This window comes from Holophagaceae bacterium, assembly GCA_016720465.1.
In the GTDB taxonomy this organism is placed as follows: Bacteria; Acidobacteriota; Holophagae; order Holophagales; family Holophagaceae; genus JANXPB01.
In genome coordinates, this window is the sequence record JADKKO010000001.1 from 645292 (window position 1) to 671195 (window position 25904).

Below are 25904 nucleotides of genomic sequence, written 5' to 3' on the forward strand. Positions count from 1 at the left end.
ACCGGAGTCTTTAGTACCCGGCCCAACCAAGATTGCGCCAGAGGCGCGGGAGGTTTCGCATGAGGTTCCTGAAATATATGGCCCTGGCTTCACTGGGCTCCATCCAACTGCTGGCTGTCCCCGCCTGGAGCCGATTGACGGGCACCAGCTGCAACGCCTGCCACGCGACGCCCACCATGCAGCTCAATTCCACCGGCCTGGAATTCCTGAAGAACGGTCACCGCATGGACGCCACCAAGGTGGATCCCAAGGACCAGAAGCTGGATAACTACATCAGCATCGTCTTCAAAGGGCGCGCCTACGCCGACAAGAGCGACAACAAAGCCATGGGCGCCGTGCAGAAGCCATCCACTCAGCTGGAACTCCATAGCTTCTCGATCTACACCGGCGGAGCCCTGAGCGAACGCTTCTCCTATTTCGCCGAAATGTACCTGAACGAGAACACCGGGAGCACCTCCGGGTCCAACATCGTGCAGGGCGACGCTTCCCGGAAGAAGATGGCCGAGGCCTTCATCCAGTACAACCAGCCCATCACGAAAGACACCTTCCTGGCCATCCGCGGCGGCGAGATCCTCCCTGGCATCCTCCACGTCTTCGGCGTGGGCGCCCGGTCCGCGGAGCAGCGCGCCCTGGTGCTGAATGGCGGAAATGTGGGTTCGAACCCCTATAAACCCTTCAACCGCCAGCAAGGCGTCGACGCCACCCTGGTGAACAAGCACTTCGAGTTCGCCGTGGGCGTGCTGAACGGCAGCGCCAACACCAACTCCCTCGACGCCGACAACCACAAGGATGTTTTCGCCAGCGCCCTGTGGAACTTCGACAGCCACGAGAGCGCCCTGGGCCTCTACCATTACACCGGCCAGTACACGAACTACGCCACGGCCAACGACCCCAGCACGGCCATCACCTTCGACAACAAATTCGACCGCACCGGCATCCTGGCCCGCTTCATCCGCGACAACTGGCGCGTGGTGGGTGTCTACTTCACCGGCAAGGAAACCTTCAACGCCGCGGGCCTCGAGGCCAAGAACAAGGGCTACTATGCCCTGGTGGACTACAATTTCAGCGATTCCTTCGGCGTCTTCGCCCGGACCGATTACTTCAAGCCCCGCGACGACCAAGACGCCAACACCAAGCAATTCATCGTGGGCCTGAACGGCATGCTCTACCAGAGCGACAAGGCCGGGGCCCGCTGGAACCTCGAGTATCTGGACCAGGACCAGAAGCCATTGACCGGTGCCAACGTGAAGAGCAGCCAACTGCGCTTCCAGGTGACCTTCGGCTTCTAGGCTCCACGGAAACGCATGATTCGGAGGGGCGCTGGATGCGCCCCTCCGAGATTGTCCCCTCCCCATGTTCCCTTCCGGACGAGGCGTGCATCCAACCGGAAGGCAGGATTCGGAGGCGCCGTCCCAGCGAGGGAAAGGACACCGTGCTCGCGCTGAACAAGACCACCGGCTATGCCATTCAAGCCCTGGCCTCTCTCGATGAGCCCGGCGGCAAGCCCAAGTTCATCGAGGTGATCGCCGCGGAAACGATGGTCCCCCAGCCTTACCTCCGGAAGGTGATCCGGAAGCTGTCCGCCTTGGGGTTCATCCATACGCGCCAGGGCCTCAAAGGCGGAGCGATCCTCGCGAAGCTTAAAAAAGAAATCACCCTGTTCGACATCGCGGAAGCCACTGGGTCCTTCGGGCCCGAGTTGGATCAGCTGCTTCCCCCGGGAGAGGGCGGGATCCTCCATGCGAGCCTCTGGGAGGAGCACTGGGCGGGACTCCGGGAGGAATTGGTCAGGCACCTGCGCTCGGTGACCTTGGCGGACATCACCCAAGAGAAGAACGCGGGCGAATCCGAGTCCAGGGATGCATCCGGAGTGTCTCCCTGCTGACCAAGGTAGCCCTGGACCGCTGGTGCCGGGTCCAGGTCCCCGGCTACACCGCTGGCGCCGGTACGCCCATGGCCGCATAGGTCTCCAGCACCGGTCCGTAGAACTCCGGAATCCGAAGGCCCGCCTGGCGCATGAGGACGGTCATCTGCCCGCGGTGGTGGGCTTGGTGCATGGCCAGAGCCAGCAGGGTGTAGCCCCGGGCCCAGACCAGTTGGCCGAACAACTTGTCCTCCTTGAACAGGTCCGCATCGCTCCATGCCTCCAGTTCCTTGAACAGGGACGTGGCCGCGTGTTCGTACTGGATAGCGATATCGGCCATGGATCCACCGGATGCCAACGATGCGTTCTCCGCCGGCCCATCTACTTTCAGGCCGATCTCCGCGGGCAGAGAGACCAGGCTCTCCACCAGATGTCCTGCCAGGCGGCGAAGATCCCGATGGGCGGGCGACACACTTTGCCCGGCGGCGGTGTCCGGGATGGCCCTGATCACTTTCAGGGTGTCGATCACTTCTTCCTGGAAGTGCTTGCGGAAGTCGTCGAGGCGTCGGTACATCGGATGCTCCTTGAAATGGACTCCCAGCTTCCCAGGCCCTGCCGCCACCGGTATGGCAGCAATCATTGGGATTCCACCTGCGCAAGGTAATCCGCCAACTCCTTCCCTTCCTCAGAGGAGAAGGGTTCTCCCACTTCCCAGGACTTGAGCCGGTCCACCCGGAAGGTCCGGAAACCCTGGCGGATCTCGCACCAGGCCGCGAGGGTCCAGGTGCCGCCCCAAAAATAGAGCCCCAGCGGGCGCAATGAACGTTCGCTGGCCTTGCCCTCCTTGTCCTCGTAGGCCACGCGCAGGCGCAGGCGGCTGCGCACGGCCTGGCGAAGGTCCGCCAGCGGCGCCTTGTGCGCCTCCGACACATGGAAACCCGGAGCCTCCAGCACCGAATCCCTGAGGGCGCGGCGCAGGCCCTCCGTGAGGCCCGATTGCAGCTTGCGGCGGGCGGTGGCGGCGGCCTCGGCCAAGGCCGGATCCGCCCAGGCCGAGGCGATGTTCAGGCCCAGGAAGATAGCCTCGGCTTCATCCACCGTGAACATCATCGGCGGCAAATCGAAATGCCGGGGGAGCCGGTAGCCGGTTCCCGCTTCACCCTCAATGGGCACGCCGGAAGCCTGCAGGTCCGACATATCCCGGTAAAGCGTGCGGCGCGATATGCCCAGCTCTTCCGCGATCCGGGCCGCCGTGCTGAGCCGGTCTCGCCGGAGGATCTGCACGATCTGGAAAAGGCGGTCCGCACGGCGCATGTTTAATTGTAATCAAACACCAGCGGCCCCATACGCGCGGAGCGGATCGCTTGGGCGCGATCCGTTGGAACCAGCTCATCGCTATTGAGTTTGGCGTGCTATCTAGGTACGCCAAACTCAATAGCGCGAGGCGCCTAGCGCCTCGGAGCTGGCTCTTGAAGATTGGCCAGGAACTCTTCGTTGCTCTTGGTTTTGGCGAGGCGGTCCAGGAGGAGCTCCATGCTCTCCACGGGACCGCTGCCGCTCAGGATCTTGCGCAGGACCCAGATCTTGGCGAGCTTGGGGGCTTCGATGATCAGGTCTTCTTTGCGGGTACCGCTCTTCTGGATGTCCATGCTCGGGAAGATGCGCTTGTCGCTGAGTTTCCGGTCCAGCACGATCTCGCTGTTGCCGGTGCCCTTGAATTCTTCGAAGATCACGTCGTCCATGCGCGATCCGGTCTCGATGAGCGCCGTGGCGACGATGGTGAGGCTGCCGCCTTCTTCGATGTTGCGCGCGGCGCCGAAAAAGCGTTTCGGCCGCTGCAGCGCATTGCTGTCCACGCCGCCGCTCAGCACCTTGCCCGAAGGCGGCACCACGGTGTTGTAGGCCCGCGCAAGACGCGTGATCGAATCCAGCAGGATGACGACATCCTTCTTGTGCTCCACCAGGCGCTTGGCCTTCTCGATGACCATCTCAGCCACCTGGACGTGGCGCGTGGCTGGCTCGTCGAACGTCGAGGAGATGACCTCGCCCTTCACGTTCCGCTCCATGTCCGTGACTTCCTCGGGGCGCTCGTCGATGAGCAGCACGATGAGGAAAACCTCCGGATGGTTCGCGGTGATGGAGTTCGCGATGTTCTGGAGCAGCACGGTCTTGCCCGTGCGCGGCGGCGCCACGATGAGGGCGCGCTGGCCCTTGCCCAAGGGTGTCATCAGGTCCATGACGCGGGTGCTGAGCTCCGCCGCGTCGCGTTCCATCTTCAGCAGGGAGGTCGGATAGAGCGGCACCAGGTTGTCGAAATGGGCCCGGTCCTTGGCCAAGGGCGGCGGATCGAAATTCACCGCGTCCACCCGCAGCAGCGCGAAGAATTTTTCTTCGGCCTTCGGCGGCCGGATCATGCCGCTCAGGGTGTCGCCCGTGTGCAGGTTGAATTTTCGGATCTGAGAGGGTGAAACGTAGATGTCCTCGGGGCCCGCCAGGTAGTTCTGCTCCGGCGCGCGCAGGAACCCGAAACCTTCGGGCAGGACCTCCAGGACGCCTTCTGCGAAGAAATACCCCTCCCGGCTGGCCTGGGATTCCAGCACCCGGAACATCAGCTCCTGCCTCCGCATGGACAGCGGGTTTTCGATGTTCAATTCCTTGGCAAGCTCCGCCAGACGGCCGATGGGCTGCTGCTTGAGCTCCGAGAGGCTCAAGGAGGCGGCGCTAGCGGTTTCTTTAGACACGGAAACCCCATGGAGGAACGGGTGAGGACTTCAAAGATGTTGGTTGCTTGAATGGTCCAGCTTAGGCCTTTTTGGCCGGCCGGGCTAGTCCAACAAAGCCCAGGACCCTTTGGACGAAGGCTTTCGGATCCTCCACGGGAAAGGAGTGCCCGATGCCCGCCACCATTTCCAAGCGGGCGTGGGGAATGAGCTGGGCGGTTTCCAGGCAGCGCCAGGGCGGGGTGAGCAGATCCTCGGCACCGCAAAGCAGCAGGACCGGGGCCGAAATCCGGGGCAGCCGGTCCCGGATGTCCCAGCCCGCCACCCCGCGGATCTGGTGGAGCGGCCCGTGGATGGGCCCCCGCCCCGTCACAACCTGGTGATAGGCCCGCAACACGCCGTGGCGGGCTTCCAGAAAGCGGTCGCCCCATAGGAACGGCGCCACCGCGTCGAATTGCATCAGGGGGCCACCGACTTCCAGGCACCGCGCCCAGTGCTCCGATTTCAGGCCCATCGCGAAATCGGTCCAGGCCACGGAACTGGTGAGCACCGCCCCCGCGAAGGCCTGCGGGTGGTCCGCCAGCAGCTCCAGGCTCATGGCCGAGCCATTGGAAAGGCCCACCAGCCATGGCTTTTCGACGCCCAGGGTCTGCATCAGTTCCCAGGCTTCGGCCGCCAGCAGGGCCGTGGGATAGGGGCCGGGCTCCGGCGCGTCGGAGCGGCCCTGCCCGCGCGAGTCGAACGTCAGCACCCGGAAATGGCCAGCCAGGCCCGGCAGCACGCCGGCCCACATGGTCGTATCGCTCAGCAAACCATTCAGCAGCACCAGCCAGGGTTTTGAAGGGTCTCCCTGGACGCGGTAGTGCAGCCTCACGCCACTGGCAAGGGTGGCGAAGGTTGGCTGCGGGCGCGGAGTCATGCTTGATGGTGGCAAATGGGCGAGGGAAAAAACACCGCGCCGAGGGTAGCGGAGAAAAGATCGAGGGAAGCGGAGGTTGACCTGCATTCCAGTTTTTCTCCGCTTCCCTCCGCTCCTCCGCTACCCTCCGCGTGGTGTTTATTAATACCCTGCATCACAACTCCCCGCGCAGTTCCGCTGGTTTGAAGTGCCGCTCGAACCGCCACCCTTCACCCGTCCAACCGATGATGGTGCAACTGGCCTTTTTCACGTCGAGGGACTTGCCGGTGAGCTGGCGGATCAGGGTGGATAGAAAGGGTTCGTGGCTGGTGATGGCGATGAGTTCGGTCGCGCGCGCATTGACCACGAGACGCCGCAACCACTGGTCCATATCCTCCGCATCGCCGTGCGGCGTGAATCCGTCGGACACGCCCACAGGAAAGGCGTGGGCGGAATCGATGGCCATGGCCGCTTCCTTGAGGCAGGCCATGCTTTCCATGGCGCGGCGGTAGGGGCTGCTGATGCCGCGGCTGGGAATGCAGCCCCGCGCAACAAGTCCTGCCATGGCTGCGCGGGTCTTGGCCCAACCTTCCTGCGTCAGGGCCCGTTCTGCATCCGGCAGGCCGGGCCGGGATTCCTCGGCGATCCCATGCCGGATGAGGAGCAGCTTGGTCATGGCATCCCCCGCTTCGCGGCCATGTGCCTCAAGTGTTCCAGCCTCCGCCGGTGGGCAGCGAGGTAAGCGGCGTCCTCCTTGTAGGTGGCGGGATGGACGCGCGGCACCGCTTGGGGACGCAGATCATCATCCACATTGACGAAGGTGAAGATGCAGGCGTTGGACAGGTTGATCTGCTTGCGGTCCCGGGAAATCCGCATGATGTCGGTCTCGATGCAGACCGAGGAACCGCCCGTGTAGACGGCGCGGCTCACCAGATGGAGCTTGTCGCCCATGCGGACGGGCTGCACGAAATTGATCCGGTTCACCGCGACGATGACCGGCCGGTCCGGCGCCACTTCCTCCGCGCAGATGGCACTCTGTTCGTAGGCCCTGCGGATCAGGTGGCCGCCAAAGATCTTTTCCGGCACATTCTCGTGCTCCGGGTAGGTGCGGTCCCAACTTTCGGTCACGCAGCGGCCCGCCACCAGGCCGTCGAATCCCCGCTCATCCTGAGCTGCATGCAATTCCGTGAGCAGGGCGTGCTCCTGGCGGCTGGGCGGTTCCTGAGCCTGCTGCAAGCCCTTGCGATAGGCCTCGCGCCGCTCGATGGCCCGTTGCCAGCGCCGTTTCCCCAACTCATCGGCTGGCTGGAAAGCTGGAAGCACGAGGCTGAGCGCGCCCTCGCCGGCGGTGCTCCGCGCCACCATGGTGAAATAGCAGGAAGCGATGTGGGCGGCGGGTTCTGTGGCCGTCGCGGGATGCTCCACGCGGATGCCCACCTCCATGGAGGTGCGGCCCACGAAATTGATGCGGGCGCCGAACACCAGGTCGCGCATCAGGTCCGCGGCATTGCGGATGTAGATGTTGTCGATGGCCGCCGTCACCACCCGCGCATCAGGAAAGCTTTCGCGGACGTAGGCCAGGGCAGCCTCTTCAGCCAGCTTGTCCAGCACTTCCAGCAGCAGCCCGAAACGCACGTTGCCCTTCACGGGCTGGTCGATGATCCGGTACCGCTTCCGCAGTTCGGCGTCCGTGGAGAGCGGAAGCGTGACGACGAGTTCTGTGGCACCAGGCATGGGGCATTGTAGCTGGGCAGTAGGCAGTAGGCCGCAGGCCTTTAGACTTTTCAACTTTTCAACTTTTCAACTTTTCGACTCACAACCCTCGACTCTCGACTCACCACCCAAAGCCCACACCCGGAAATCAGCACTCGATCCCCCGCCCATTCCATGGGAAACTAAAGAATTAGGGCCAGATCCGGCAGGCGCGGCGCGCCTCTTCCCGCGGGACAGTCGCCCACGGGAGCTTTTGTGAACACGAATACCTTCGCAGCCTTGGGCTGCAATGCTGCCCTGGTGGCGGCCCTCGAACGCCGTGGCTACACGACGCCCATGCCCGTGCAGGCGGAGACTTTCAAGGCCGGCATCGCAGGCCGTGACCTACTGGTGCAAAGCCGGACCGGCTCAGGCAAGACCCTGGCCTTCGGCCTGCCCCTGATCCACCGGCTGACCCCTGAAAAATATCCGCAGGCCCTCATCCTGGCCCCCACGCGGGAATTGGCCCAGCAAGTCGGTGAAGAATTGCGCAGCGTGGATCGCGGCCTGAATATCGCGCTGCTGGTCGGCGGAACGCCCTACCAGCCCCAGATGAAGGCGTTGCACTACGGATCTAGCATCGTGGTGGGCACGCCCGGCCGGGTGATGGACCACCTGGACCGCGGGAGCCTCGATCTCTCAAAAATCTCCATGGTGGTGCTCGACGAGTGCGACGAGATGCTCAACATGGGCTTCATCGAGGACGTGGAAAAGATCCTCGCCGCCGCCCCCAAGGGGCCGCAGACCTATCTCTTTTCCGCCACGCTGCCGCCGCCCATCGCCTCGCTCGCCAAGCGCTTCCTCAAGGATCCGGTGAAGATCCAGCTCAGCGGCACCGGAGAACAGGCCCAGCATGCGGACATCGCCCACGCAGCCTGCCTTGTGCCCGACCACGTGCGGGTGAAAGCCCTCGTGAACCTGCTGCTGCTCGACAACCCGAGCGCCGCCTTGATCTTCACCAAGACCAAGGCCGAGACCGAGGAAGTGGCCGAAGCCCTCACCCAGGCGGGCCTGAGCGCGGCCTTCCTCCACGGCGATCTGGTGCAGGCCTCCCGGACCCGCATCCTCAACCAGTTCAAATCCGGCAAGCTGCACCTGCTCGTGGCCACCGACGTGGCCGCCCGCGGCCTGGATATCGGCGGCCTGCCGCTGGTGGTGCACCTCGGCATTCCCCACCAGCTCGAGAATTACATCCACCGCAGCGGCCGGACCGGGCGCGCCGGCGCCAAGGGCACCTCCATGTCCCTGGTGGCCTGGAAGGAAAGCCGCATCCTCATGGCCTGGGCCCGCCGGGGTGGCTTGAACATCGTATGGCGCCCCATCCCGCAGCAGGGCGACCTCCGCACCGCGGCGGCCCAGCGCCTGGCGGAAAAGCTGAAGGCAGCCGACACGCTGGCCCATCGGCCCGAGGCCGAATCGCTGCTCAGCGCCTACGCTCCGGTGGACCTGGTCTCCAAACTGCTGAATTTCATCGAACGGGAAGAAGCCACCGGCTTCGACATCCCCGAAGAACCGGCCAGGGACCGGGTTCCCTACAAGCGCGAGAATGCCAGCCGACCCTACGCGAAGCCGACCTTCGACCGCGGCGACAAGAAGCCTTTCGAAAAGAAGCCCTACGAAAAGCGGTCCTACGAAAAAAAGCCTTTCGAGAAAAAACCGTTCGAGAAAAAGCCCTATGCGGCCGGAGACAAGGGCGGCTTCAAACCCAAGGCCGACCGCCCAACGGGAACACCGTTCAAAAAGAAGGGTTGAGGCGGGGCAAGGGCTTTGAGCTATCAGCTATCAGCTATCAGCTGATCTGGAAGCGCCTGCGGCGCGCCATAAGTAAAGTCGCGGCCTCCGGCCGCATCCCAATAAAGCTCATGGCTCATAGCTCATGGCTGATAGCCGATTGCCCACTCCTCACTGCTCCTTCGGCACTTCCATCTTCGTGAAATCGACGGGCTCCGCGGGCTGGTCCTTCGGCAGGTCCTGGCCCCAAAGTTTGATCTCCGAGGCCTGGGAACGGGCCTTGGCCTTGCCTTCGAGGATCCGCTTGATGGCTTCCGCATCGGTGGATTCCTTCGGCGCCGCGCCCCGGGGAAAGGCCAGGTGCAGCACCTTGTCCGTGGTCGCTCCGCTGGCCAGCAGGCCCGTCATGTGGTCGATGTTCGCCCACTCCACAGTGTCCGGCGCCTTGAAATCCTCCCGCGGGGTCGTGGGCAGCGCGGTCTTCATGAATTCCACCCAGATGGGCACGGCCACCTTCCCGCCGTCGGCGCCTTTGAAGATGGTCTTCTTGGTGTCGAGGCCGACCCATACGCCGCAGGCGATGCGCGTCGAGAAGCCCAGGAACCAGGCGTCCGTGTGGTCGTTGGTGGTGCCGGTCTTCCCGGCCACCGGCCAATTCAATTCGTTGGTGCGGGAACCGGTGCCCGCGGTGGCCACGCCCTGCAGGCATTGGACCAGCTCGAAGGCCACGGCCGGGTCGATCAGCGGTTCGCCGGGCGAGCCTTCGAAGGATTCCAGCTCGCGGCCGTTGCGGTCCACGATGCGCTTGATGAAAAAGGGCTGGGGGCACTGCACGCCGCCGTTTCCGATGGTCGCGTAGGCGCGCGTCATCTCGCGGAGATTCAGGTCGGCCGCGCCCAGGGCCAGGCTCGGATAGGGCGGGATCACGCTTTGGATCCCGGCCTTCCTGGCGAAAGCGATGGCGTTCTGGATGCCGATTTCCTCTAGGGTCCGCACGGCTGCGACATTGCGGCTGTCCCGGATGGCTTCCCAGATGGGAATCGGGCCCCAGAAATCGCGCTCGTAGTTCTTCGGTTCGTAGGATTTCGCCCCCCGGGCCGTGGGCCGCGCCGACACGATCCCTTCGGGCGAAGTGGAGATGCTGAAGTGCTCCGCATCCACAAAGGTCGTGGGGACATCGTTCACGATGGATGCGGAAGTCTTGCCTTGTTCGAAGGCGGCCCCGTACACGAAGGCCTTCATGCTGGAGCCGACTTGGCGCTGCGCCTGCATGGCGCGGTTGAACTTGGAGCGGTTGAACTCATAGCCTCCCACCATGGCGCGGATCTCGCCGTTTTTCGGATCGATGGCCATCAGCGCCGCTTCCACTTCCGGTTCCTGGTCCAGCTCGACTTTGGTGGGCAAGCCCTCCCTCTGCTCTTTGATGAGGAAGCGCGGACTCGATCCGCGCACCAGGATTTTCTCGATGCCCTTTCCAGCCCACGCGAAGGAATTCGGCGGCGCTTCCAGCTTGGCGTTGCCGATGCGCACGGTCGCGGTGCCGTCCGTCCAGCCGAGGATGATTCCCCGCACGGAATCCCCCGCCTCGAAGTAGCGGTTCCAACCCGGCAGTTTGGCGGTCTCCGGCTCGTTCACCACCGCGATGGCATCCTTGCGGAAGCCCCGGCGCCGGTCCACGTTCCGTAGCCCCTTGCGCACGGCGTCGTTCGCGCCGGCCTGCCATAGCGCATCGATGGTGGTCGTGACCTCCAATCCACCGTTCAGCACCGCTTCCCGGCCGTACTTTTCATACAGGTATTTGCGCACCTCCTCCACCACATAGGGCGCGACCTGTTCCTCCTGCGCGTTCTCCCGCGCCAGCCGGATGGGGCGCTGGATGAGCGTTTCCGCGTCGGATGCCTTCAGGTAATGCTCCGCCGCCATGCGCCTCAGCACATGGTCGCGGCGAACTTTCGCCGCGGCCCTCGATTTCGGGTCGGGATTGTAGGGGTTGTACCAGTTGGGATTCTGGACGAGGCCGGCGAGCATGGCGGCTTCTTCCGGAAGCAATTGGGGAGCGCTTTTCCCGAAATAATACTGGGCCGCGGACTCGATGCCGTAGCGGCCGCCGCCGAAATAGACTTCGTTGGCGTACATCTCCAGGATCTGTTTTTTCGAGTAGGCCTTTTCGAGCTTGGTGGCCAGGATGATCTCTTTCAATTTACGGTCGAGCTGCTTCTGCCGCTTGGCCGTGACCGTGCGCACCAGCTGCATGGTGAGCGTGCTGGCGCCCTCCTTCCGCTTGCCGCCTGACTTCGCGAAATTCCAGGCGGCCCTCAGGAACCCTTTGGGATCCACGCCCCGGTGCTTGAGAAAATCCGCGTCCTCCGTGGCGATGATGCCCCCGATGAAGGCCCGCGGAATATCCCCGTAGGGAATGACCACGCGGTGCTCTTCCGCGAAGACGCCGATGATGTCGCCGTTGCGGTCCAGCACCTTGGTGATGGTCTTGGGAACCCGGATCGCGAAATAGGTGAGGTAGCTGTCCGCTTCGCGGGAATAGATGGACCAGAAGACGGCGAACACCAGGCCCCCGCCCAGTATCACGGCGACGGAGGCCAAGAGCAGGAATCTCACGAGCGGGTTCTTTCTGGCACTGCGGATCAAGGGTGGTTGGCTCTTCGGTTTGGGTGGTGTCGGCATCCTATAAGAGTACCTGTATGCCAAGAGCCTGTTTCAGAATGGGGCGCGGCCGCGACGGAGGTCAGCCGCGATGCAGCGCAAGGAAGGGGCCGCAGCGGCGTATCGGTCATACGCTCAAGGCCCGTGACGCCGCGATGTCCAGGCCCTGGGGGCCCGGGGGGGGGGGGGCACCCCCCGCGTTCCGCTGGGCGTGGATGCTGGCCCCGTCCCCCCGGGGGGGGGGGGCCCGGGGGGCCCCTCCCCCGGCCGAGGGCCGGGGGGGGGGCCGGCTGGGGCGGCGGGCTTCGCGGAGCTGCGTTACCCTCCCGCGGTGTATAGTCGATACGCCGTGGTCGGCTGCCTTGCCCCGCTCGCCCGGCGCTCCCAGCGCGGCCACACCCCATTCTGAAACAGGCTCTTAGATCCATGTCCCCCACCGCGGCGATAATCGCCAAAGCCAAATCCCCCCTGCTGCCAAAAACCCTGGCCGAAGTGGCGCCATGCTTTCTCGGCCGGGGCTGGCGCCTGGTGGCGGACGCCTCGCTCGCGGGCCCCTGGTCCGAAGCAGGCCTGGACCCCGCTTCCCTCCAGATCGATGAGGGCCTGGGAGATGCTCCCGAGCTGGGCCTGGTGCTCGGGGGGGACGGCACATTGCTGTCCGCCGCGCGGCGCGTGGGCCTGCGCGGCGCGAAACTGCTGGGCGTCAACCTCGGCTCCCTGGGTTTCCTCACGCCGCATTCCGCGCCGGACGCCAAGCGGGCCGTGGAGGCCTACCTCGCCGGGGAACTGGCCGAGGATCCCCGCATGATGCTGCACGCGGAACTCTGGAGGGACGGCGGAAAGATCATGGAGGCTGAAATCCTGAATGATGCTGTGCTGGCCAAAGGGGCCCTGGCGCGCATCATGGACATGCACCTATCGGTGAACGGCCAGGAGGCCGCGCTCATCAAGGCCGACGGCCTGATCGTGGCCACCCCCACGGGATCCACGGCCTATTCGCTCTCGGCGGACGGCCCCATCCTGCATCCCGGGCTCGAAGCCCTGGTCATCTCCCCCATCTGCCCCCACAGCCTGACGCTCCGGCCCCTGGTGGTGGATGCGGCCATGCGCGTGGCCATCACCGTCGGCGACGCGGAGGACGCGCACCTGACCCTGGACGGACAGATCGGCCAGGCTGTGCGGCAGGATGACCGCGTGGAGGTGAGCCGCAGCCCCCACACCATCACCCTGCTGCAAAGCCCCGCCCTGCCCTACTTCCAGCTGCTGCAGCAGAAGCTGCACTGGGCGGACCGGTAATAGTCGAGTCCCAAGTCGCAAGTCTCAAGTCTCAAGTCGCAAGTCGCAAGTCCCAAGTCTGGATGTCTTCAGCTCTTGACTCTCGACCCTCGACCCTCGACTTTCTCAACGCAGCTTCAGCGAGGCCAGCGCCAGCACCGAACACACCACGGCGGTGATCCAGAGCCGGATGACGACCTTGTTCTCGTGCAGGCCGCCCAGTTCCATGTGGTGGTGGAAGGGCGCCATGCGGAAAATCCGCTTGCCATCGCGGAGCTTGAAGCTGCTGATCTGGATGATCACGCTCACGGCCTCGATGACGAAGAGCCCCCCGGCGATGGAGAGCAGCAATTCCTGCTTGATGATGAGGGCCGTGGTCGCGAGGGCTCCGCCCAGGCCGAGGGCCCCGGTATCGCCCATGAAGACTTCCGCGGGGTGCGCGTTGAACCAGAGGAAGCCGAGGCAGGCGCCGGCCATGGCGCTCATGAAGATGCTCAATTCGGCGCCGCCCGCGACGTAGGGCACCACCAGGTAGCTCGCGATTTTCACGTTCCCCGCCACGTAGGCCAGGATCCCGAAGGTGATCGCCACGATGAGCGTGCCGCCGATGGCCAGGCCGTCCAGTCCATCCGTGAGGTTCACGGCATTGCTCGTGCCCACCATCACGAAGGCGATCCAGGGCAGCAGGAAGTAGCCCACGTCCGGCTGGTAATTCTTGAAGAAGGGCATCGACAACTGGCTGGTGTGCGCGCCGCGCAGGCCGAAATCATGGATGAGGAAGGCCACCACCAGGGCAATGGCGGTGAGCCAGGCCATTTTCTGCCAGGAGCGGAGGCCTTCGTTCTTCTTCTTCAGCAGTTTCCGGGTGTCGTCCACCGCGCCCACGGCGCCGAAGCCGATGAGGGATGCCAGCGCCACCCAGATGGGGATGCTCTTCAGATCGCACCAGAGCAGCGTCGAGAGGGTCGTCACCAGCAGGATCAGGATGCCGCCCATGGTGGGCGTCCCCGCCTTGCCCTTGTGGTTCTGAGGCCCCTCCTCGCGGATGTGCTGGCCCATGTTCAGGCGGCGCAGCGTCCGGATCACGAAGGGCCCGAAGATCAGCGACAGCGCAAAGGCGAAGGCCGCGGCCATGGCCGCGCGGAACGTGATATAGCGGAAGACGGAAACGCCGGGGATGAACTCGCGGAAGGGATAGAGAAGCCAAGGCAGCATGTAGTTGGGGCTCTCGAAATTGGGAAACAAAGGGATGGATGATCGGAAAATCCCATTGTCACCGGAATGGGACCCGGCGCCCACCTCTTGCGGAACTTTCCGTCCCAATGGGCGAATCGGGTAAGCCAAAGGGAGTTCTGCACTTATTCAAAGAGCACCAGGAACCGCGAATGGCGCGAATTGACGCGAAGTGTTTTTGCCCACTTTTTATTAGCGTTCATTCGCGTCATTCGCGGTTCCGGTCATTTCCAACGAATCTCTGGACCGCCACCCGATAAGATGAACCCATGCCCCGGAACGTACGAGACTTCATCACCCGCTGGCAGGCCGCGGATGGCCCTGAGCGCGGGAACATGCAGCTCTTTTTGCATGAGCTGATCCAGACCTTGGATCTCCCGCAGCCTGAACCCACCGGCGCCTCCAGCGGCTACTGCTTCGAAAAGCAGGTGCCGAACTACAACCCCGAAGGCAAATTCACCAAGAACTACATGGATCTGTACAAGGCCGGCTGCTTCATTTTGGAGGCCAAGCGGACATCGGATGCTTTGCGGGCGCAGCGTGGATCGGGCGGCGGAGGCGGGGGCAAGGGGCAGAAACCGATGGTCCATGCTCCCGGCTTGCCCGGTCTGATCGAAGAGCCGCGCACGCCGGGCTACCGCGCCAATGCCACCTATGACGCGAAACTCGAAGCGGCCTTCATCCAGGGCATCAGATATGCCATGGCCCTGGGCCTTCAGGGGCCGCCGCCGCCCTTCCTCATCGTGTGCGACATCGGCCACAGCTTCCACATCTGGAACCGCTACGACCCCAAGGCGGGCGGCGGCTACGGCGGTTTCGGCGCGCGGCGCATCATCATGCTCGAGGAGCTGGAAGATCCTGAAATCCAAACCTATTTCCGCACCATCTGGACAAACCCGAAAGCGCTGGACACCAGCCGCCTGCGGGCCCAAGTCACGCGCGGCATCGCCCAGGAACTAGGCGAGCTCGCCAAGGAACTGCAAAGCGCCACCCGGAGCAAGGATGAAGTCGCGCACTTTCTCATGCGCTGCGTCTTCACCTGCTTCGCCGAAGACATCGGCCTGCTGCCCGGCAAGCCCTTCACCGAGGGCTTGCGGCACCTTGAAAAAGATCCCGACGAAGCCCATGCCTTTCTTCAAGGCTGGTGGAAAGTCATGGACGAAGGCGGTAAATGGGGCTGGGAGAAGGTGCTCCGCTTCAACGGCGGCCTGTTCAAGGACACAAGCGTTCCACCACTCTCTCAAGCGCAGATCGCCCTCCTGCGCCTGGCTGCGGAAAAGGACTGGCGCGATGTCGAACCCGCGATCTTCGGCACGCTGCTGGAAAGCGCGCTGGAAGACGACGAACGCCATCGCCTGGGCGCGCATTACACGCCCCGCGCCTACATCCAGCGCCTGGTGGACGCCACCTTTGGCCAGGAGTTGCGCCGCCAGTGGACGGAAGTGGAAGACGAACTCGCGGGGATCCTGGAGCAAGGCAATACCGAAGCCGCCGTCGATGCCGCCAAGGCCAAGCTCCGCGCCTTCCACCAGCACCTGGCCACGCTGCAATTCCTGGATCCCGCCTGCGGCAGCGGCAACTTTCTGTACGTGGCCTTCGACACCTTGAAACGTCTGGAAGGCGAAGTGCTGCGCCGCATGGAGGAGCTGGGGGAATGGTTTTCGGCCCTGGAGCTGTCCCACGAGCGCATTTCCCCGGCCCAGTTCAAAGGCATCGAGATCAACCCGTGGGCCGCGGGCATCGCCGAGCTGGTGCTGTGGATCGCGTACCTGCAATGGTTCCGCCACAACCATCCAGCGGGCAATCCGCCCGAGCCCGTGTTGCAGAACTACGGCAGCATCGAGCAGCGGGATGCCGTGTTGGATTTTGATGGCGAAGAAGCCACTGGAACCAGCCGCTGGGATGGCAAAACCACCAAGCTCGATGCGCGGGGCCGCGAAGTGCCGGATGACACCGCGCGCGCCCACACCACGCGGCTGCTGAACCCAAGGCCGGCGCTTTGGCCCCAGGCCGACTACATCATCGGCAATCCGCCCTTCCTAGGCAACGCCTCCATGCTGGGCAACCTGGGCGTGGGCTACACCGAGGCGCTGCGCGCGGCCTACCCCGAGGTGCCGGATACCGTGGATTTCGTCCTCTACTGGTGGCACAAGGCTGCGCTGGCGGTACGTTCGGGCAGGACACAGCGGTTTGGGCTGATCACCACCAACAGCCTGCGGCAGGTGCGCCAACGCGGAGTCATCGAATTCCATTTATCCCCTTCATCCCTGTTTAAAAACAGAATAAACATGGTTAACAGGGATGAAGGGGATAAAGGGGATGACTACAAACCATTGAAGCTTTTGTGGGCAATCCCCGATCATCCCTGGCACGGCGAAGGCGCCGCCGTGCGCATCGCCATGACCGTGGCCGGGCTGGAAGGTTCGCCCGTGCTCGCCCGTGTCGTATCCGAACCAAAAACCCCCGATCCCGAGCACGCCGCCGCAGGTTTGGTGATCGAAGAAGCGCCCGTGGACAGCATCCACGAAGACTTGAGCGGTGGCGCCCGCGTGGCGGATGCCATGGCGTTGAAGGCCAACGATGGCCTTGCGAGTCGCGGTATGCAACTGATCGGTTCAGGCTTCATCGTCACACCCGCGCAATGGAAGGATTGGAAGCGCCCCACCGTGGTCCATCCCTACCGCAATGGCCGTGACCTCACGGACCATCCACGAGAAGTCATGGTCATTGATCTGTACGGGTTGGCTGAGGAGGAGGTTCGAAAAACCTACCCGGCCATCTACCAGCATCTGCTCCAGACTGTGAAACCCGAACGGGAAGAGAACAATGACTCAACCACTCGAAAGAATTGGTGGATTTTCGGACGGAATCGCGAGGAAATCCGCCCTGCCTTGAAGGGCCTGTCCCGCTTCATCGCCACGGTGGAAACGAGCAAGCACCGCACCTTCCAGTTCCTGGATGGCGCCACGGTGCCCGATAACATGATCGTGGTCATCGCCAGCGGAGACGCCCTGCATCTGGGCATCCTCAGCAGCCGCTTCCATGTCGTGTGGGCACTGGCTGTGGGCGCATTACTGGGTGTTGGGAACACGCCTCGTTATTCGAAATCCCGCTGTTTCGACCCCTTTCCTTTCCCCGATGCCACCAAGGCCCAAGCCGCGCGCATCCGCGATCTGGCCGAAGAGCTGGACGCGCACCGCAAGCGGGCCCAAGCCCTGGGCCTGGGCATCACCGCCCAGTACAACCTGCTGGAGCGCCTGCGCAGCGGCGAACCCTTGACGGAAAAAGAACAAGCGACCGACGCCCAAGGCCTGGTGAGCCTCCTGCTGGCGCTGCACCAGAAGCTGGATGCCGCCGTGGCCGAAGCCTACGGCTGGGACGCCGACCTATCCGAACCCGACATCCTGGAGCGCCTGGTGGCCCTGAACCAGGCCCGCGCCTTGGAGGAAGCGAAGGGCAAGGTCCGCTGGCTGCGACCGGACTATCAGGCGCCACACCCACCCACGGGAAATGCCGAAAAACAAGCAGCGACGTCAAAGCGCTGAACGCACCAACTTGCTCAGTTTTTCATCCGTGTGAATCCGTGTAATCCGTGGCTCAACAGCTTTTCAATCGGGGACGCAGCCCAATGAAAAGGCATGTCCACCACCCCATTTCTTTGTCCCCGTAAATCCCCGTGAATCCCCGTGGTTTTTCACGGGATTGAAATCACATTCAAGTAGCTACCGTTCAGGAAAGCAGCGTTTCTTTTTGGATCGTCCACGGTGGGTTCGAATCCCATTCCACGGCCCCTTTCAGCGCGAACAGCTCATAGACTTCCCAGGCCCTTTCGGTCCCTGGGAGTCCTGATTGAGGTGGCGTGTGGTGGGGCCTTCCGTTAACCCCACATGGCACTCCGATCATCGCAATGCGGTAGATCGTGTTACGGCCGGAAGAATGTCACCGTGTCACACACGCCAGGGAGAGTATGCATTCCTGGATGGGCGATCACAAGCCAAACCCGGCTTTCAGTTCTTTGTGACCTTTGTGCCCCTTTGTGGCCAAAATTGTTTTATTAAGTATCCGTTGTCTCACTTTTTATTTGCCGTTGCGCTTCCGTGATCACGCCACGCCTTTGTGGTCCAGGATCCAGGCCACGGCCTGCTCCGAGGTCCAGTAGCGGCTGCCTTTGACCAGGATGCGCGTCCCGTCTGGAATGGCGCCGAGGCCCGCCGGGTCGTCCCGCAGGGAGTCGAAATCCGGGAAGTGGGCCGCGCCCGCGCCGAAGCCACTGGCCATGGCATCCGCGAAATCGCCGTAGACCCAAAGCCGCTCGAATCCCAAGGCCTGCAACCCCTCGCCGACTTCCTGGTGCAGGCGTTCGGAGCTTTGGCCCAGTTCCCTGATGCAGCCCAGCACCGCCATGGGTGCGCCGCCTTTCAGCTCCAGCAGCGATTCCGCGCAGGCCATGATGGAATCGACGCTGGCGTTGTAGCTCTCGTCCAGCAGCCAGCCGCCGCCGGCCATGGCGTGGAGCCGGCCGCGGCCCGCTTCCGGTTCCACGGTGCCCAAGCCCTCCGCCACCTGGTCCCGGTCGAAGCCCGCCAGCAGCGCGATGACCGCCGCAAGGGATGCGTTGCGCACCTGGTGGGCGCCGCGGAGTTTAAGCTCGATTGGCAGGTCGTACTCCGGGCAGCGCAGCGTGAACCGCTCGCCCCGGGACCCCAGGGATTCGATGTCCGCCCAGCCGTAATCCTCCCCGTCCCCGACGGCCACGGCCAGTTCCTGGCCCGCCCATTCCTGTTCGGAAATCCATCGGCACCAGGGGTCCATGGCCAAGTGGACCCAGGCTCCGCCCCGCCGGAGCCCGGCGATGAGTTCGCCTTTGGCGCGGGCGATGCCCTCCTGCCCGTCAGGGAAATTTTCCATGTGCGCGGTTCCGATCAGGGTGACCACGCCGAAATCCGGCGGCGCTATTTCCGTCAGCCGCTGGATTTCGCCCGGCGTGCTCATGCCCATCTCCAGCACCGCGGAGGATTCGCCCACCGGCATGGTGGCCAGGGCCTGGGGCATCCCCAGCGTATTGTTGCGGTTCCCCGGCGTCTTCCAGCCGCCGGTCGCCGCCGCCAGCAGGTCCTTGGTGCTGGTCTTGCCCACGCTGCCGGTGACGCCGAACACCGCATGGGGGCGGACAGCCTTCAGGCGCGCCTGGCCCCAGCACTGCAAGGCTGCCAGAGTGTCCGGCACGACCAATTGCGGAATCGGCAGATCCAATAGGTGGTCCACCAGGAGGCAGGCCGCGCCCAGCTCTACGGCCTTGGCGGCGAAGAGGTGTCCATCCCTGCCCGCTCGGATCGCCACAAAGCATTCCCCGGGCTGGAGCGTGCGGGTGTCCAGCGAAAGCGCGGCGGGGAAGACGGACCCGTCACCCCGCAGCTCGGCCTGGAGGAGTGAAGCCACTTGATTGAGGTCGAACAGCATAGGATCCACCTGTTCGGACGGCCTGGCCCGGCCAGGTGATGGATAGGGGCGGAAGATCGGACAGCCGAGGGCAGCTTGCCCGCGGGAACGGCGATCTGATGATAATCCACCTGGCCAGGATGCTGGCCCAGCCGACAGCTATTTGATCTTGGGGTTCGATTTCACTTCGGCGATGGCCGCGCGGGCCTGGGCCGCCTGCTGGCTCGCGGGATCCAATTCGATGATGCGGTTCCAGGCCTTGATGGCCTTCTCGTCCTGCTTCAGGTCCTGGGAATAGACGACCCCCATGTTGAACAGGCTCTGGGTGTGCTTGGGATCGAGTTTCGCCGACTTCTCGAAGTTGGCGATGGCCTTGTCATAGGCCATCAGCTCGCGGTACATGACGCCCTGGTCGGTGAGGATGTCGGCGTTGTTCGGTTCCAGTTCCAGGGCCTTGGCATAGGCGTCCACGGCCTTCTGGGGCTGGTGGGTGTCGAAATAGTCGTTGCCGAGCTGTTTCCAGGCGTTGAGGTTCTTCGGTTCCCGGGCCACGATCTGGGTGTTGGCGAAGATGCGCGACTGGGCTTCCATCGCGTTGGGCATCACTCCCGCGTTCGGGGGCATTCCCGCCGGCGCGCCGGGCGATGGCATGGGCACGGCCGCCGCGATGGTCGCCGGCTGCTGGCCGGCGCTGCGGCTGTTGCCGGTGAAATAGCCGATGATGAATCCGGCCAGCAGGCCGATCACCAAACCGATCACGATGTTTTTATTCATGGATGAATCTCCGTCCCGTCAGGCCCATCAGCGAGGCGAGGGCACTGGAATTCTTGCATGGAACGGATTCCAAAGCTGTGATCCCTGTCTCACTTGGGCCCCGCAGTCGCAGGATCCCCCGGGGCGATCGGCTACGCCACGAACTGCACCGCATAGATGGGCGGCAATTGGGTCGAAACGGTCTGCCAGTCGTCCCCTCCGTTTACCGTGACCCAGAGCGAGCCGGTGGTCGAGCCGAAAGCCAGGCGCGATCCGCTGCGGTCGATGTCCAGGGCGTGCCGGTACACAAGGTCGTAGGCATGGGTTTGCGGGAGCCCGTTCCGGAGCGTTTCGAAGCTGCGGCCGCCGTCCCGGGTCCGCGTCACCACCACGGCTCCGCCCACAGGCACGCGCCTTTCGTCTTTGATGGATGGCACGAACCAGGCGATCTCCGGGTTGTCCGGATGCACGGCCACCGCGAATCCGAAGACCGATGGCGCAACTTCCTTGATCTCCTCCCACCGGCCGCAGCCATCAGTGGATCGAAAAATCCCGTTGTGGTGCTGCGCCCAGAACACGTCTGGGCCCGATGGGCATTGCACCACCCGATGGGGATCCTGGATGTCGGGATCGAAGGCCTGGTCCGGCGGCATGTATTCGGCGCGCATCCCGTCCGCCCGGCAGGCCCAGGAAATTCCGCGATCGGTGGTCTGCCACACGCCCCCGCAGGAAACTCCGACCGTGACTTTGTTCCCATCCCGGGGGTCCACGCAGATGGAGTGGATGCCCGGAAAATCCGCGCCGCCGCCATTCCAGAGCTTGCGCCGGGGTTCCTCCCACAGGGTCCGCACCATCGTCCAGGTAGAGCCATCGTCTTCGGAATAGAAAAGCCCGCCGGGGATGGTGCCGCACCACAGCAGGCCCGGCTGCGAGGCGAGGCCAGGCTCCAGGGACCAGATGAGCTTGAGTTTCCAAGGCACCACGCGGCCCATGGAATCGATCTCTTCCACGCCTTCCGGCGGGTCGGGATAGACCGGCACGCCGACCTCCTCCCAGGTGGCGCCGCGGTCTTTCGAGCGGTGCAGCTTCACGCCGAAATGGCCGTGGTCCAGAGCCGCGAACCAGGTTCCGCTGCGGGCATCGGCCAGGGCCAAGGTCACATTGTCGCCAAGGAAGGAAACGCCCTGGATCTCCCACGTTCCGGCCATGGTCCGGCCGATGGTGAAGAGACCCTTGCGCGTGGAAACGAGCAGGGTGCTGGACATGGTCAACCTCCGGAAAGGGCCTGCATGACGAAGACTTCGGCGTCCTCTTCCACGGCATCGCTCAGGCCGCGGCGGTCCGAGACGGCCTGGCCGTCCACGAAGACCACCATGTGGGCCCGCAGCGCGCCGTGCTCGTCCAGGACGTAGCCGCGCGATCCGGGATAGAGATCGAAAGCCGCGTCCAGCGCCTCCCGCGCGGTGCCGCCCCTGACGGTGCAGGGCGGGCAGGAAATGTGGCGTTGGAGATTGCCCGTGAACACGACGCGCGGCATTAGGGAGACCTTCCGGGACCGGATTGTGTGTGAGAAGCCGTCGCAGAATGTCTCGCACCCGCCGGCCTCTGTCAATCAGTTCCCCAGGTCCTTCACCACCTGTTCGCCGCCCAGCTGCCCCATCTGGCCCAGGATCCAGGCCTGGCGCCCACGGACATAGGCACTGGGGGCATCCACCCGGTACTTGTGGGGATTCGGCAGCACCGCGGCCAGAAGAGCTGCTTCGCTGGGGCGCAGCTTGCTGCTCCGCTTGTGGAAATAGGTCGTCGAGGCCGCCTCCACGCCGTACACGCCATCGCCGAATTCCACGATGTTCAGATAGACCTCCAGGATCCGCCGCTTGGACCACCCCAGCTCGATGAGCATCGTGAAGTAGGCCTCGGCGCCCTTGCGCAGCCAGGAGCGGGACTCCCAGCAGAACTGGTTCTTGGCGGTCTGCTGGGACACGGTGGAGGCGCCGCGCTTGCGCTTGCTCCGCTCGTTGTGGGCGTAGGCCTTTTCAATGGCCTTCCAGTCGAATCCGAAATGCTCCGGGAAATTCTGGTCCTCCGCGGCGATGACCGCCAGGCCCACCGAGGGCGACATGTCGTCGAGCGGGACCCAGGTGTGGCGCGACGTGTAGGGTTCGCTGCTGAACCACGAGGCCACGCGCCGCTCCACCATCAGCGCCGAGAAAGGCGGATGGACGAAGCGCAGCAGCAGGACCAGCGCTACGCTGCCGGTTAGGAAACCCATCAAGCCCAGGGCGGACCATCGCAGACCTCGCCGCCACCACGTTTTCGTCTTCGATGCCACGTCTACCCCGCTGGATCTGAATCCACAGATAAGCATGAACCGGGTCATCAGGCCCAGTCAGACCTGGCAGCTTTGAACCACAGATGACACAGAAAAACGGTTAATCCACAGATTGCACCGATTCACACAGATTCTAAAAATGGGGAAGTGCCGACTTGATTTCGTGTGCCGTCCAGAATTTCGAGGAAGAACCGCATCTACAAGGTTTCACAAATGCCCCTTTGTCTGAAGTGGCATGGCCGCAAGACCTGATACGAATTTGCATTCGAAAAGATAAAATTCACCACGAAGACACGAAGAAAGCACCAAGCTCCAACATGGCTGATTTCGGCTCAAAATCGCTTCGCGAGGCGCGTTGCGCCTGCGGGCCGAAGGTCCGCAAATTCAGGTGGCCCGGCGGCGAGCTCACGCTTAGGTGTGATCCGCGCCGGGCCACCTGAATTTCATCTGCGAAGCTCGCACATGACGAGTCCCTTTGTGCCCTTTGTGGCTTGATGGTTCTATTTCTTTGAATGCAACTTGGTATGAATCTCTTGTTTTTGAATCTGTGTGAATCTGTGGAATCTGTGGATACCCGATCTGTGGAATCTGTGGTTCTATCTCAGTAGAATCCACACACACCCATGCCCAAACGCCTCGTCATCTGTTCGGACGGAACCTGGAACAAGCCGGACCAGTCCACCGGCGGCGTGCCCACCCCCACCAACGTCGTGAAACTGAGCCGGGCCGTGGCTCCCCAGGACCAGGCCGGGACCGAGCAGCGGGTCTACTACCATGACGGCGTGGGCGCCCGGGGCGGCTGGTGGAAACGGTTCACGGGCGGAGCTTTCGGCGAAGGCATCGACGCCATCATCCAGGCTAATTACCGTTTCCTGATCGATAACTACGATCCCGGCGATGAACTCTTCCTGTTCGGGTTCAGCCGGGGCGCCTACCTGGTGCGCAGCACGGTGGGCCTGGTCCGCAACTGCGGCCTCTTGAAGCGCGAGCACGGCGGCCAGCTCGATGCGGCCTATGCGCTCTACCGCCGCCGGGACGAGGCCTCCAGCCCCCGGGCCGAAGAGGCCGCGGCCTTCCGGGCCGCCTATGCCTGGGAGCCCCGCATCCGCTTCATCGGCGTCTGGGACACCGTCGGATCCCTGGGCATTCCGCTCAGGCCGCTGCGTTTCTGGACCAAGGAATTCTATGAATTCCATGACGTCAAGCTCAGCACCTGGGTCGACTACGCCTTCCAGGCCCTGGCCGTGGACGAGCGCCGGAAACCCTTCGCGCCGACCCTGTGGCAGGGGCAGCCCGGAGCCGGAGCGCAGATCCTGGAGCAGGCCTGGTTTCCAGGCGCGCATTCGAACATCGGAGGCGGCTATGTGGACCATGGGCTCTCGGACTTGGCCCTGCTCTGGTTGGCGGAAAAGGCCAGAGCCTGCGGTTTGGACCTGGACATGCCGCCCGGCATCCTCCCCGACGCCCTTGGCGGAATCCAGGATTCCATGACCTTCTGGTATCGGATGCTGGGCGAAAACGTCCGGCAGATCAGCCCGGGCTCCGATGGCCAGTTCATCGCCCCAAGCGTGAGAGCCCGCCAGCTGGGCACCGCGGATTACCGCCCGCCGAATGTGCCCTGGCCTCCGCAATGAAAGAGAATAAAAAGCCACAGATTAGGCAGATGAAAAACTGATCACCCACGAGCCTCAGCCTGAAAAAACATCCCGCGAAGGGCCGCGAATAGCTGCCATGCCACGGGTATTAGCCAGGCTGATGCCGGGGTGAAGGAAGGGCCGCGAAATCTCTATTGCCACACCAGCGCTTTGGCGACCAGGAGACTCATCATGGGCCAGCCTCGCGGATGGAATTCAGGCGGCCCGGCGCGGATCACACCTTGGTGCGAGCCCGTCGCCGGGCCGCCTGAATTCGCGGGCCCAGAGGCCCGCGGGCGCTGCGCGCCCCCGCGAAGCGATACCGGGTTGAATTCACTTTTCGCGGCCCTTCGCCAGAGCGCAGCGGCTTCGCGGCCCTTCGCGGGCACGCTTCCTCGGCTGAGATTGGGGGATGATCAGGTTGTATTTTTCTGCGGCAGCCTTAATAGAGCCGCCCCACCAAGGAGGCCAAGGCTGTCTCCACGCGCAGGATCCTGGAGCCCAGGTCCACGGGACGGAATCCGCAATCGACCAGGCTTTGGACCTCGGCATCCAGCCATCCGCCTTCGGGCCCGATGGCGAGCGTGGCCGGTTGGGCGACGCCGCGGGGACACGGCTCCGTTGAACCGGGGTGGGCCACCAGCGGCAATGTGCCTTTCGCCATGGCCGGCAGCTCATCCTCCACGAAGGTCCTGAAGAACCTCGCCAGGCGCAATTCCGGAAGCACCGTGTCCTTGGCCTGCTCAAGCCCAAGTATGCGTTGCAGCAGCAGATTTTCATCACTTATCCGTGGACTTTTCCAATAACTCTTCTCGACTTTCCATGCGTTGAGCAGCACGATCCGCGCGATGCCGAGGCTGGTGGCGGCCGCCAGGGCGCGGTTCAGGACTTTCGGCCGCGGCAGGGCGAGTATGAGCGTCAGCGGCAGTTTGGGCGGAGGCTCCTGATCCAGCTGCACTTCCATTTCCAGCGACGCAGGATCCAGGCGGGTGATTCTTCCGAGGCCCATCTTGCCGTTCAGGACTCCCACGCTGAGCGCATCGCCGGCCGCCGCTCGGTGGACATCCAGGACATGGGCGAAGCGCCGGCCTTCGAGCCGAGCGCGGCGAGGATCGATGAAGTCCTCCTCCTGGAGCAGCACCAGGTTCATGCCCGGTTCACTTCCCGAGCAGGCTGCGCAGGCTGCTCCCATCCTCGTAGATCAGATCGTCCACCCGCCATCCATCCGGAGTGTTGCGCAGCTTGACGGCGACCGTCCGGCGCCGGCCGTTGCCCGTGAGCACCACCGGAATGCGCGTGGCATCCCCGATGATCTCAGCCTTGCCGACCACGAACCGCTTGGGATATTCCTGGCTGTCCGTGAACGGATCGCCGTTGATGGCCGGGACCTCGTCCGGATTGGCCGGCCGGGCCAGTTCGGCGTTCAGTTTGGCCAGCAGATCGGGGCTCAGCCACTTCGCCTTGCGCGCCACCGAGGCCTTCGAGAACCCCATGTCGTGCTTGAGGTGGTCCGCGTAAAGGGCCCGCGCCACCTCCGCGGGCCATTTCTGATGGGCCGGCGCCGGTGGGCGCACCGCAACCGTTGCCAGGAGGAAAGGAAGCACGAAATGAA

General features: G+C 63.8%; 21 protein-coding genes. 6 read left to right on the forward strand and 15 right to left on the reverse strand.

The genetic code is table 11. From position 1 onward, the window contains the following. The first annotated feature begins 59 nt into the window (after window positions 1-59). Together IPQ13_02820 and IPQ13_02825 are read left to right on the forward strand one after the other, a co-directional pair. A complete protein-coding gene (locus IPQ13_02820) occupies window positions 60-1289 on the forward strand; it encodes a hypothetical protein (protein ID MBL0209837.1) in 1230 nt (409 codons plus the stop codon). Window positions 1290-1432: 143 nt separating this feature from the next. Continuing rightward, on the forward strand, window positions 1433-1885 hold the full coding sequence (locus IPQ13_02825; GenBank protein MBL0209838.1) for an Rrf2 family transcriptional regulator: 453 nt from the start codon (window positions 1433-1435) through the stop codon (window positions 1883-1885). Between the two features lie 43 nt (window positions 1886-1928). On the opposite strand, the gene IPQ13_02830 is transcribed toward IPQ13_02825, so the two are convergent. The 6 genes from IPQ13_02830 to IPQ13_02855 all read right to left on the reverse strand — a co-directional run bounded on the left by IPQ13_02830 (window position 1929) and on the right by IPQ13_02855 (window position 7216). Next, window positions 1929-2438 carry a hypothetical protein gene (locus IPQ13_02830; protein ID MBL0209839.1) on the reverse strand — a complete coding sequence of 170 codons (510 nt, stop codon included), beginning with the start codon at window positions 2436-2438 and terminating at the stop codon, window positions 1929-1931. Window positions 2439-2500: 62 nt separating this feature from the next. Continuing rightward, entirely contained in the window at window positions 2501-3178 is a 678-nt protein-coding gene (locus IPQ13_02835) for a YafY family transcriptional regulator (GenBank protein ID MBL0209840.1), read from the reverse strand. Window positions 3179-3312: 134 nt separating this feature from the next. Then, window positions 3313-4575: a transcription termination factor Rho gene (gene rho, locus IPQ13_02840; protein ID MBL0209841.1), complete on the reverse strand. Its 1263-nt coding sequence runs from the start codon at window positions 4573-4575 to the stop codon at window positions 3313-3315. A 91-nt stretch (window positions 4576-4666) separates the two neighbouring features. Further along, the gene (locus IPQ13_02845; GenBank protein ID MBL0209842.1) at window positions 4667-5503 is read right to left on the reverse strand and encodes an alpha/beta fold hydrolase; all 837 of its coding nucleotides are present in this window, start codon (window positions 5501-5503) and stop codon (window positions 4667-4669) included. 154 nt (window positions 5504-5657) lie between these two features. Continuing rightward, window positions 5658-6158: a hypothetical protein gene (locus tag IPQ13_02850; GenBank protein MBL0209843.1), complete on the reverse strand. Its 501-nt coding sequence runs from the start codon at window positions 6156-6158 to the stop codon at window positions 5658-5660. Continuing rightward, window positions 6155-7216, reverse strand: a complete 1062-nt coding sequence (locus IPQ13_02855; protein MBL0209844.1) for an acyl-CoA thioesterase — start codon at window positions 7214-7216, stop codon at window positions 6155-6157. Before IPQ13_02855 ends, IPQ13_02850 begins: the two co-directional genes overlap by 4 nt. Window positions 7217-7450: 234 nt before the next feature. Between IPQ13_02855 and IPQ13_02860 the strand changes: the two genes are divergently transcribed. Continuing rightward, complete coding sequence (locus tag IPQ13_02860) at window positions 7451-8986, forward strand: DEAD/DEAH box helicase (GenBank protein ID MBL0209845.1); 1536 nt, start codon at window positions 7451-7453, stop codon at window positions 8984-8986. A gap of 150 nt (window positions 8987-9136) precedes the next feature. Here IPQ13_02860 and IPQ13_02865 read toward each other — a convergent pair whose 3' ends face one another. Further along, complete coding sequence (locus IPQ13_02865) at window positions 9137-11581, reverse strand: PBP1A family penicillin-binding protein (GenBank protein MBL0209846.1); 2445 nt, start codon at window positions 11579-11581, stop codon at window positions 9137-9139. Window positions 11582-12052: 471 nt separating this feature from the next. Between IPQ13_02865 and IPQ13_02870 the strand changes: the two genes are divergently transcribed. Further along, window positions 12053-12922 carry an NAD(+)/NADH kinase gene (locus IPQ13_02870; protein MBL0209847.1) on the forward strand — a complete coding sequence of 290 codons (870 nt, stop codon included), beginning with the start codon at window positions 12053-12055 and terminating at the stop codon, window positions 12920-12922. A gap of 105 nt (window positions 12923-13027) precedes the next feature. Here IPQ13_02870 and IPQ13_02875 read toward each other — a convergent pair whose 3' ends face one another. Next, a complete protein-coding gene (locus IPQ13_02875) occupies window positions 13028-14116 on the reverse strand; it encodes a phospho-N-acetylmuramoyl-pentapeptide-transferase (protein MBL0209848.1) in 1089 nt (362 codons plus the stop codon). Between the two features lie 287 nt (window positions 14117-14403). Between IPQ13_02875 and IPQ13_02880 the strand changes: the two genes are divergently transcribed. After that, entirely contained in the window at window positions 14404-17679 is a 3276-nt protein-coding gene (locus tag IPQ13_02880; protein MBL0209849.1) for a class I SAM-dependent DNA methyltransferase, read from the forward strand. 556 nt (window positions 17680-18235) lie between these two features. On the opposite strand, the gene IPQ13_02885 is transcribed toward IPQ13_02880, so the two are convergent. The 5 genes from IPQ13_02885 to mtgA form a co-directional block, all read right to left on the reverse strand. Beyond that, window positions 18236-19594: a UDP-N-acetylmuramoyl-tripeptide--D-alanyl-D-alanine ligase gene (locus tag IPQ13_02885; GenBank protein MBL0209850.1), complete on the reverse strand. Its 1359-nt coding sequence runs from the start codon at window positions 19592-19594 to the stop codon at window positions 18236-18238. A 138-nt stretch (window positions 19595-19732) separates the two neighbouring features. Next, window positions 19733-20347, reverse strand: coding sequence for a tetratricopeptide repeat protein (locus IPQ13_02890; GenBank protein MBL0209851.1), 615 nt, complete (start codon window positions 20345-20347; stop codon window positions 19733-19735). A gap of 131 nt (window positions 20348-20478) precedes the next feature. Further along, the gene (locus tag IPQ13_02895) at window positions 20479-21591 is read right to left on the reverse strand and encodes an exo-alpha-sialidase (protein ID MBL0209852.1); all 1113 of its coding nucleotides are present in this window, start codon (window positions 21589-21591) and stop codon (window positions 20479-20481) included. Window positions 21592-21593: 2 nt separating this feature from the next. Next, window positions 21594-21863: a MoaD/ThiS family protein gene (locus IPQ13_02900; GenBank protein MBL0209853.1), complete on the reverse strand. Its 270-nt coding sequence runs from the start codon at window positions 21861-21863 to the stop codon at window positions 21594-21596. Window positions 21864-21938: 75 nt separating this feature from the next. After that, complete coding sequence (gene mtgA, locus IPQ13_02905) at window positions 21939-22694, reverse strand: monofunctional biosynthetic peptidoglycan transglycosylase (protein ID MBL0209854.1); 756 nt, start codon at window positions 22692-22694, stop codon at window positions 21939-21941. A gap of 587 nt (window positions 22695-23281) precedes the next feature. Here mtgA and IPQ13_02910 point away from each other — a divergent pair. Beyond that, entirely contained in the window at window positions 23282-24292 is a 1011-nt protein-coding gene (locus IPQ13_02910) for a DUF2235 domain-containing protein (GenBank protein ID MBL0209855.1), read from the forward strand. A 442-nt stretch (window positions 24293-24734) separates the two neighbouring features. Here IPQ13_02910 and IPQ13_02915 read toward each other — a convergent pair whose 3' ends face one another. Then, window positions 24735-25442: a 16S rRNA (uracil(1498)-N(3))-methyltransferase gene (locus tag IPQ13_02915; GenBank protein MBL0209856.1), complete on the reverse strand. Its 708-nt coding sequence runs from the start codon at window positions 25440-25442 to the stop codon at window positions 24735-24737. A gap of 7 nt (window positions 25443-25449) precedes the next feature. Next, window positions 25450-25896: a DUF3828 domain-containing protein gene (locus tag IPQ13_02920; GenBank protein ID MBL0209857.1), complete on the reverse strand. Its 447-nt coding sequence runs from the start codon at window positions 25894-25896 to the stop codon at window positions 25450-25452. Between the last annotated feature and the right edge of the window lie 8 nt (window positions 25897-25904).

What these genes read in the sequence shown, in the direction of transcription:
- IPQ13_02820 (MBL0209837.1), top strand. Translation starts at nt 60, where the DNA reads ATGAGGTTCCTGAAATATATGGCCCTGGCTTCACTGGGCTCCATCCAA.
- IPQ13_02915 (MBL0209856.1), bottom strand. Translation starts at nt 25,442, where the DNA reads ATGAACCTGGTGCTGCTCCAGGAGGAGGACTTCATCGATCCTCGCCGC.
- IPQ13_02895 (MBL0209852.1), bottom strand. Translation starts at nt 21,591, where the DNA reads ATGTCCAGCACCCTGCTCGTTTCCACGCGCAAGGGTCTCTTCACCATC.
- IPQ13_02900 (MBL0209853.1), bottom strand. Translation starts at nt 21,863, where the DNA reads ATGCCGCGCGTCGTGTTCACGGGCAATCTCCAACGCCACATTTCCTGC.
- IPQ13_02885 (MBL0209850.1), bottom strand. Translation starts at nt 19,594, where the DNA reads ATGCTGTTCGACCTCAATCAAGTGGCTTCACTCCTCCAGGCCGAGCTG.
- IPQ13_02855 (MBL0209844.1), bottom strand. Translation starts at nt 7,216, where the DNA reads ATGCCTGGTGCCACAGAACTCGTCGTCACGCTTCCGCTCTCCACGGAC.
- IPQ13_02875 (MBL0209848.1), bottom strand. Translation starts at nt 14,116, where the DNA reads ATGCTGCCTTGGCTTCTCTATCCCTTCCGCGAGTTCATCCCCGGCGTT.
- IPQ13_02880 (MBL0209849.1), top strand. Translation starts at nt 14,404, where the DNA reads ATGCCCCGGAACGTACGAGACTTCATCACCCGCTGGCAGGCCGCGGAT.
- IPQ13_02910 (MBL0209855.1), top strand. Translation starts at nt 23,282, where the DNA reads ATGCCCAAACGCCTCGTCATCTGTTCGGACGGAACCTGGAACAAGCCG.
- IPQ13_02850 (MBL0209843.1), bottom strand. Translation starts at nt 6,158, where the DNA reads ATGACCAAGCTGCTCCTCATCCGGCATGGGATCGCCGAGGAATCCCGG.
- IPQ13_02890 (MBL0209851.1), bottom strand. Translation starts at nt 20,347, where the DNA reads ATGAATAAAAACATCGTGATCGGTTTGGTGATCGGCCTGCTGGCCGGA.
- mtgA (MBL0209854.1), bottom strand. Translation starts at nt 22,694, where the DNA reads ATGCTTATCTGTGGATTCAGATCCAGCGGGGTAGACGTGGCATCGAAG.
- IPQ13_02870 (MBL0209847.1), top strand. Translation starts at nt 12,053, where the DNA reads ATGTCCCCCACCGCGGCGATAATCGCCAAAGCCAAATCCCCCCTGCTG.
- IPQ13_02835 (MBL0209840.1), bottom strand. Translation starts at nt 3,178, where the DNA reads ATGCGCCGTGCGGACCGCCTTTTCCAGATCGTGCAGATCCTCCGGCGA.
- IPQ13_02830 (MBL0209839.1), bottom strand. Translation starts at nt 2,438, where the DNA reads ATGTACCGACGCCTCGACGACTTCCGCAAGCACTTCCAGGAAGAAGTG.
- IPQ13_02845 (MBL0209842.1), bottom strand. Translation starts at nt 5,503, where the DNA reads ATGACTCCGCGCCCGCAGCCAACCTTCGCCACCCTTGCCAGTGGCGTG.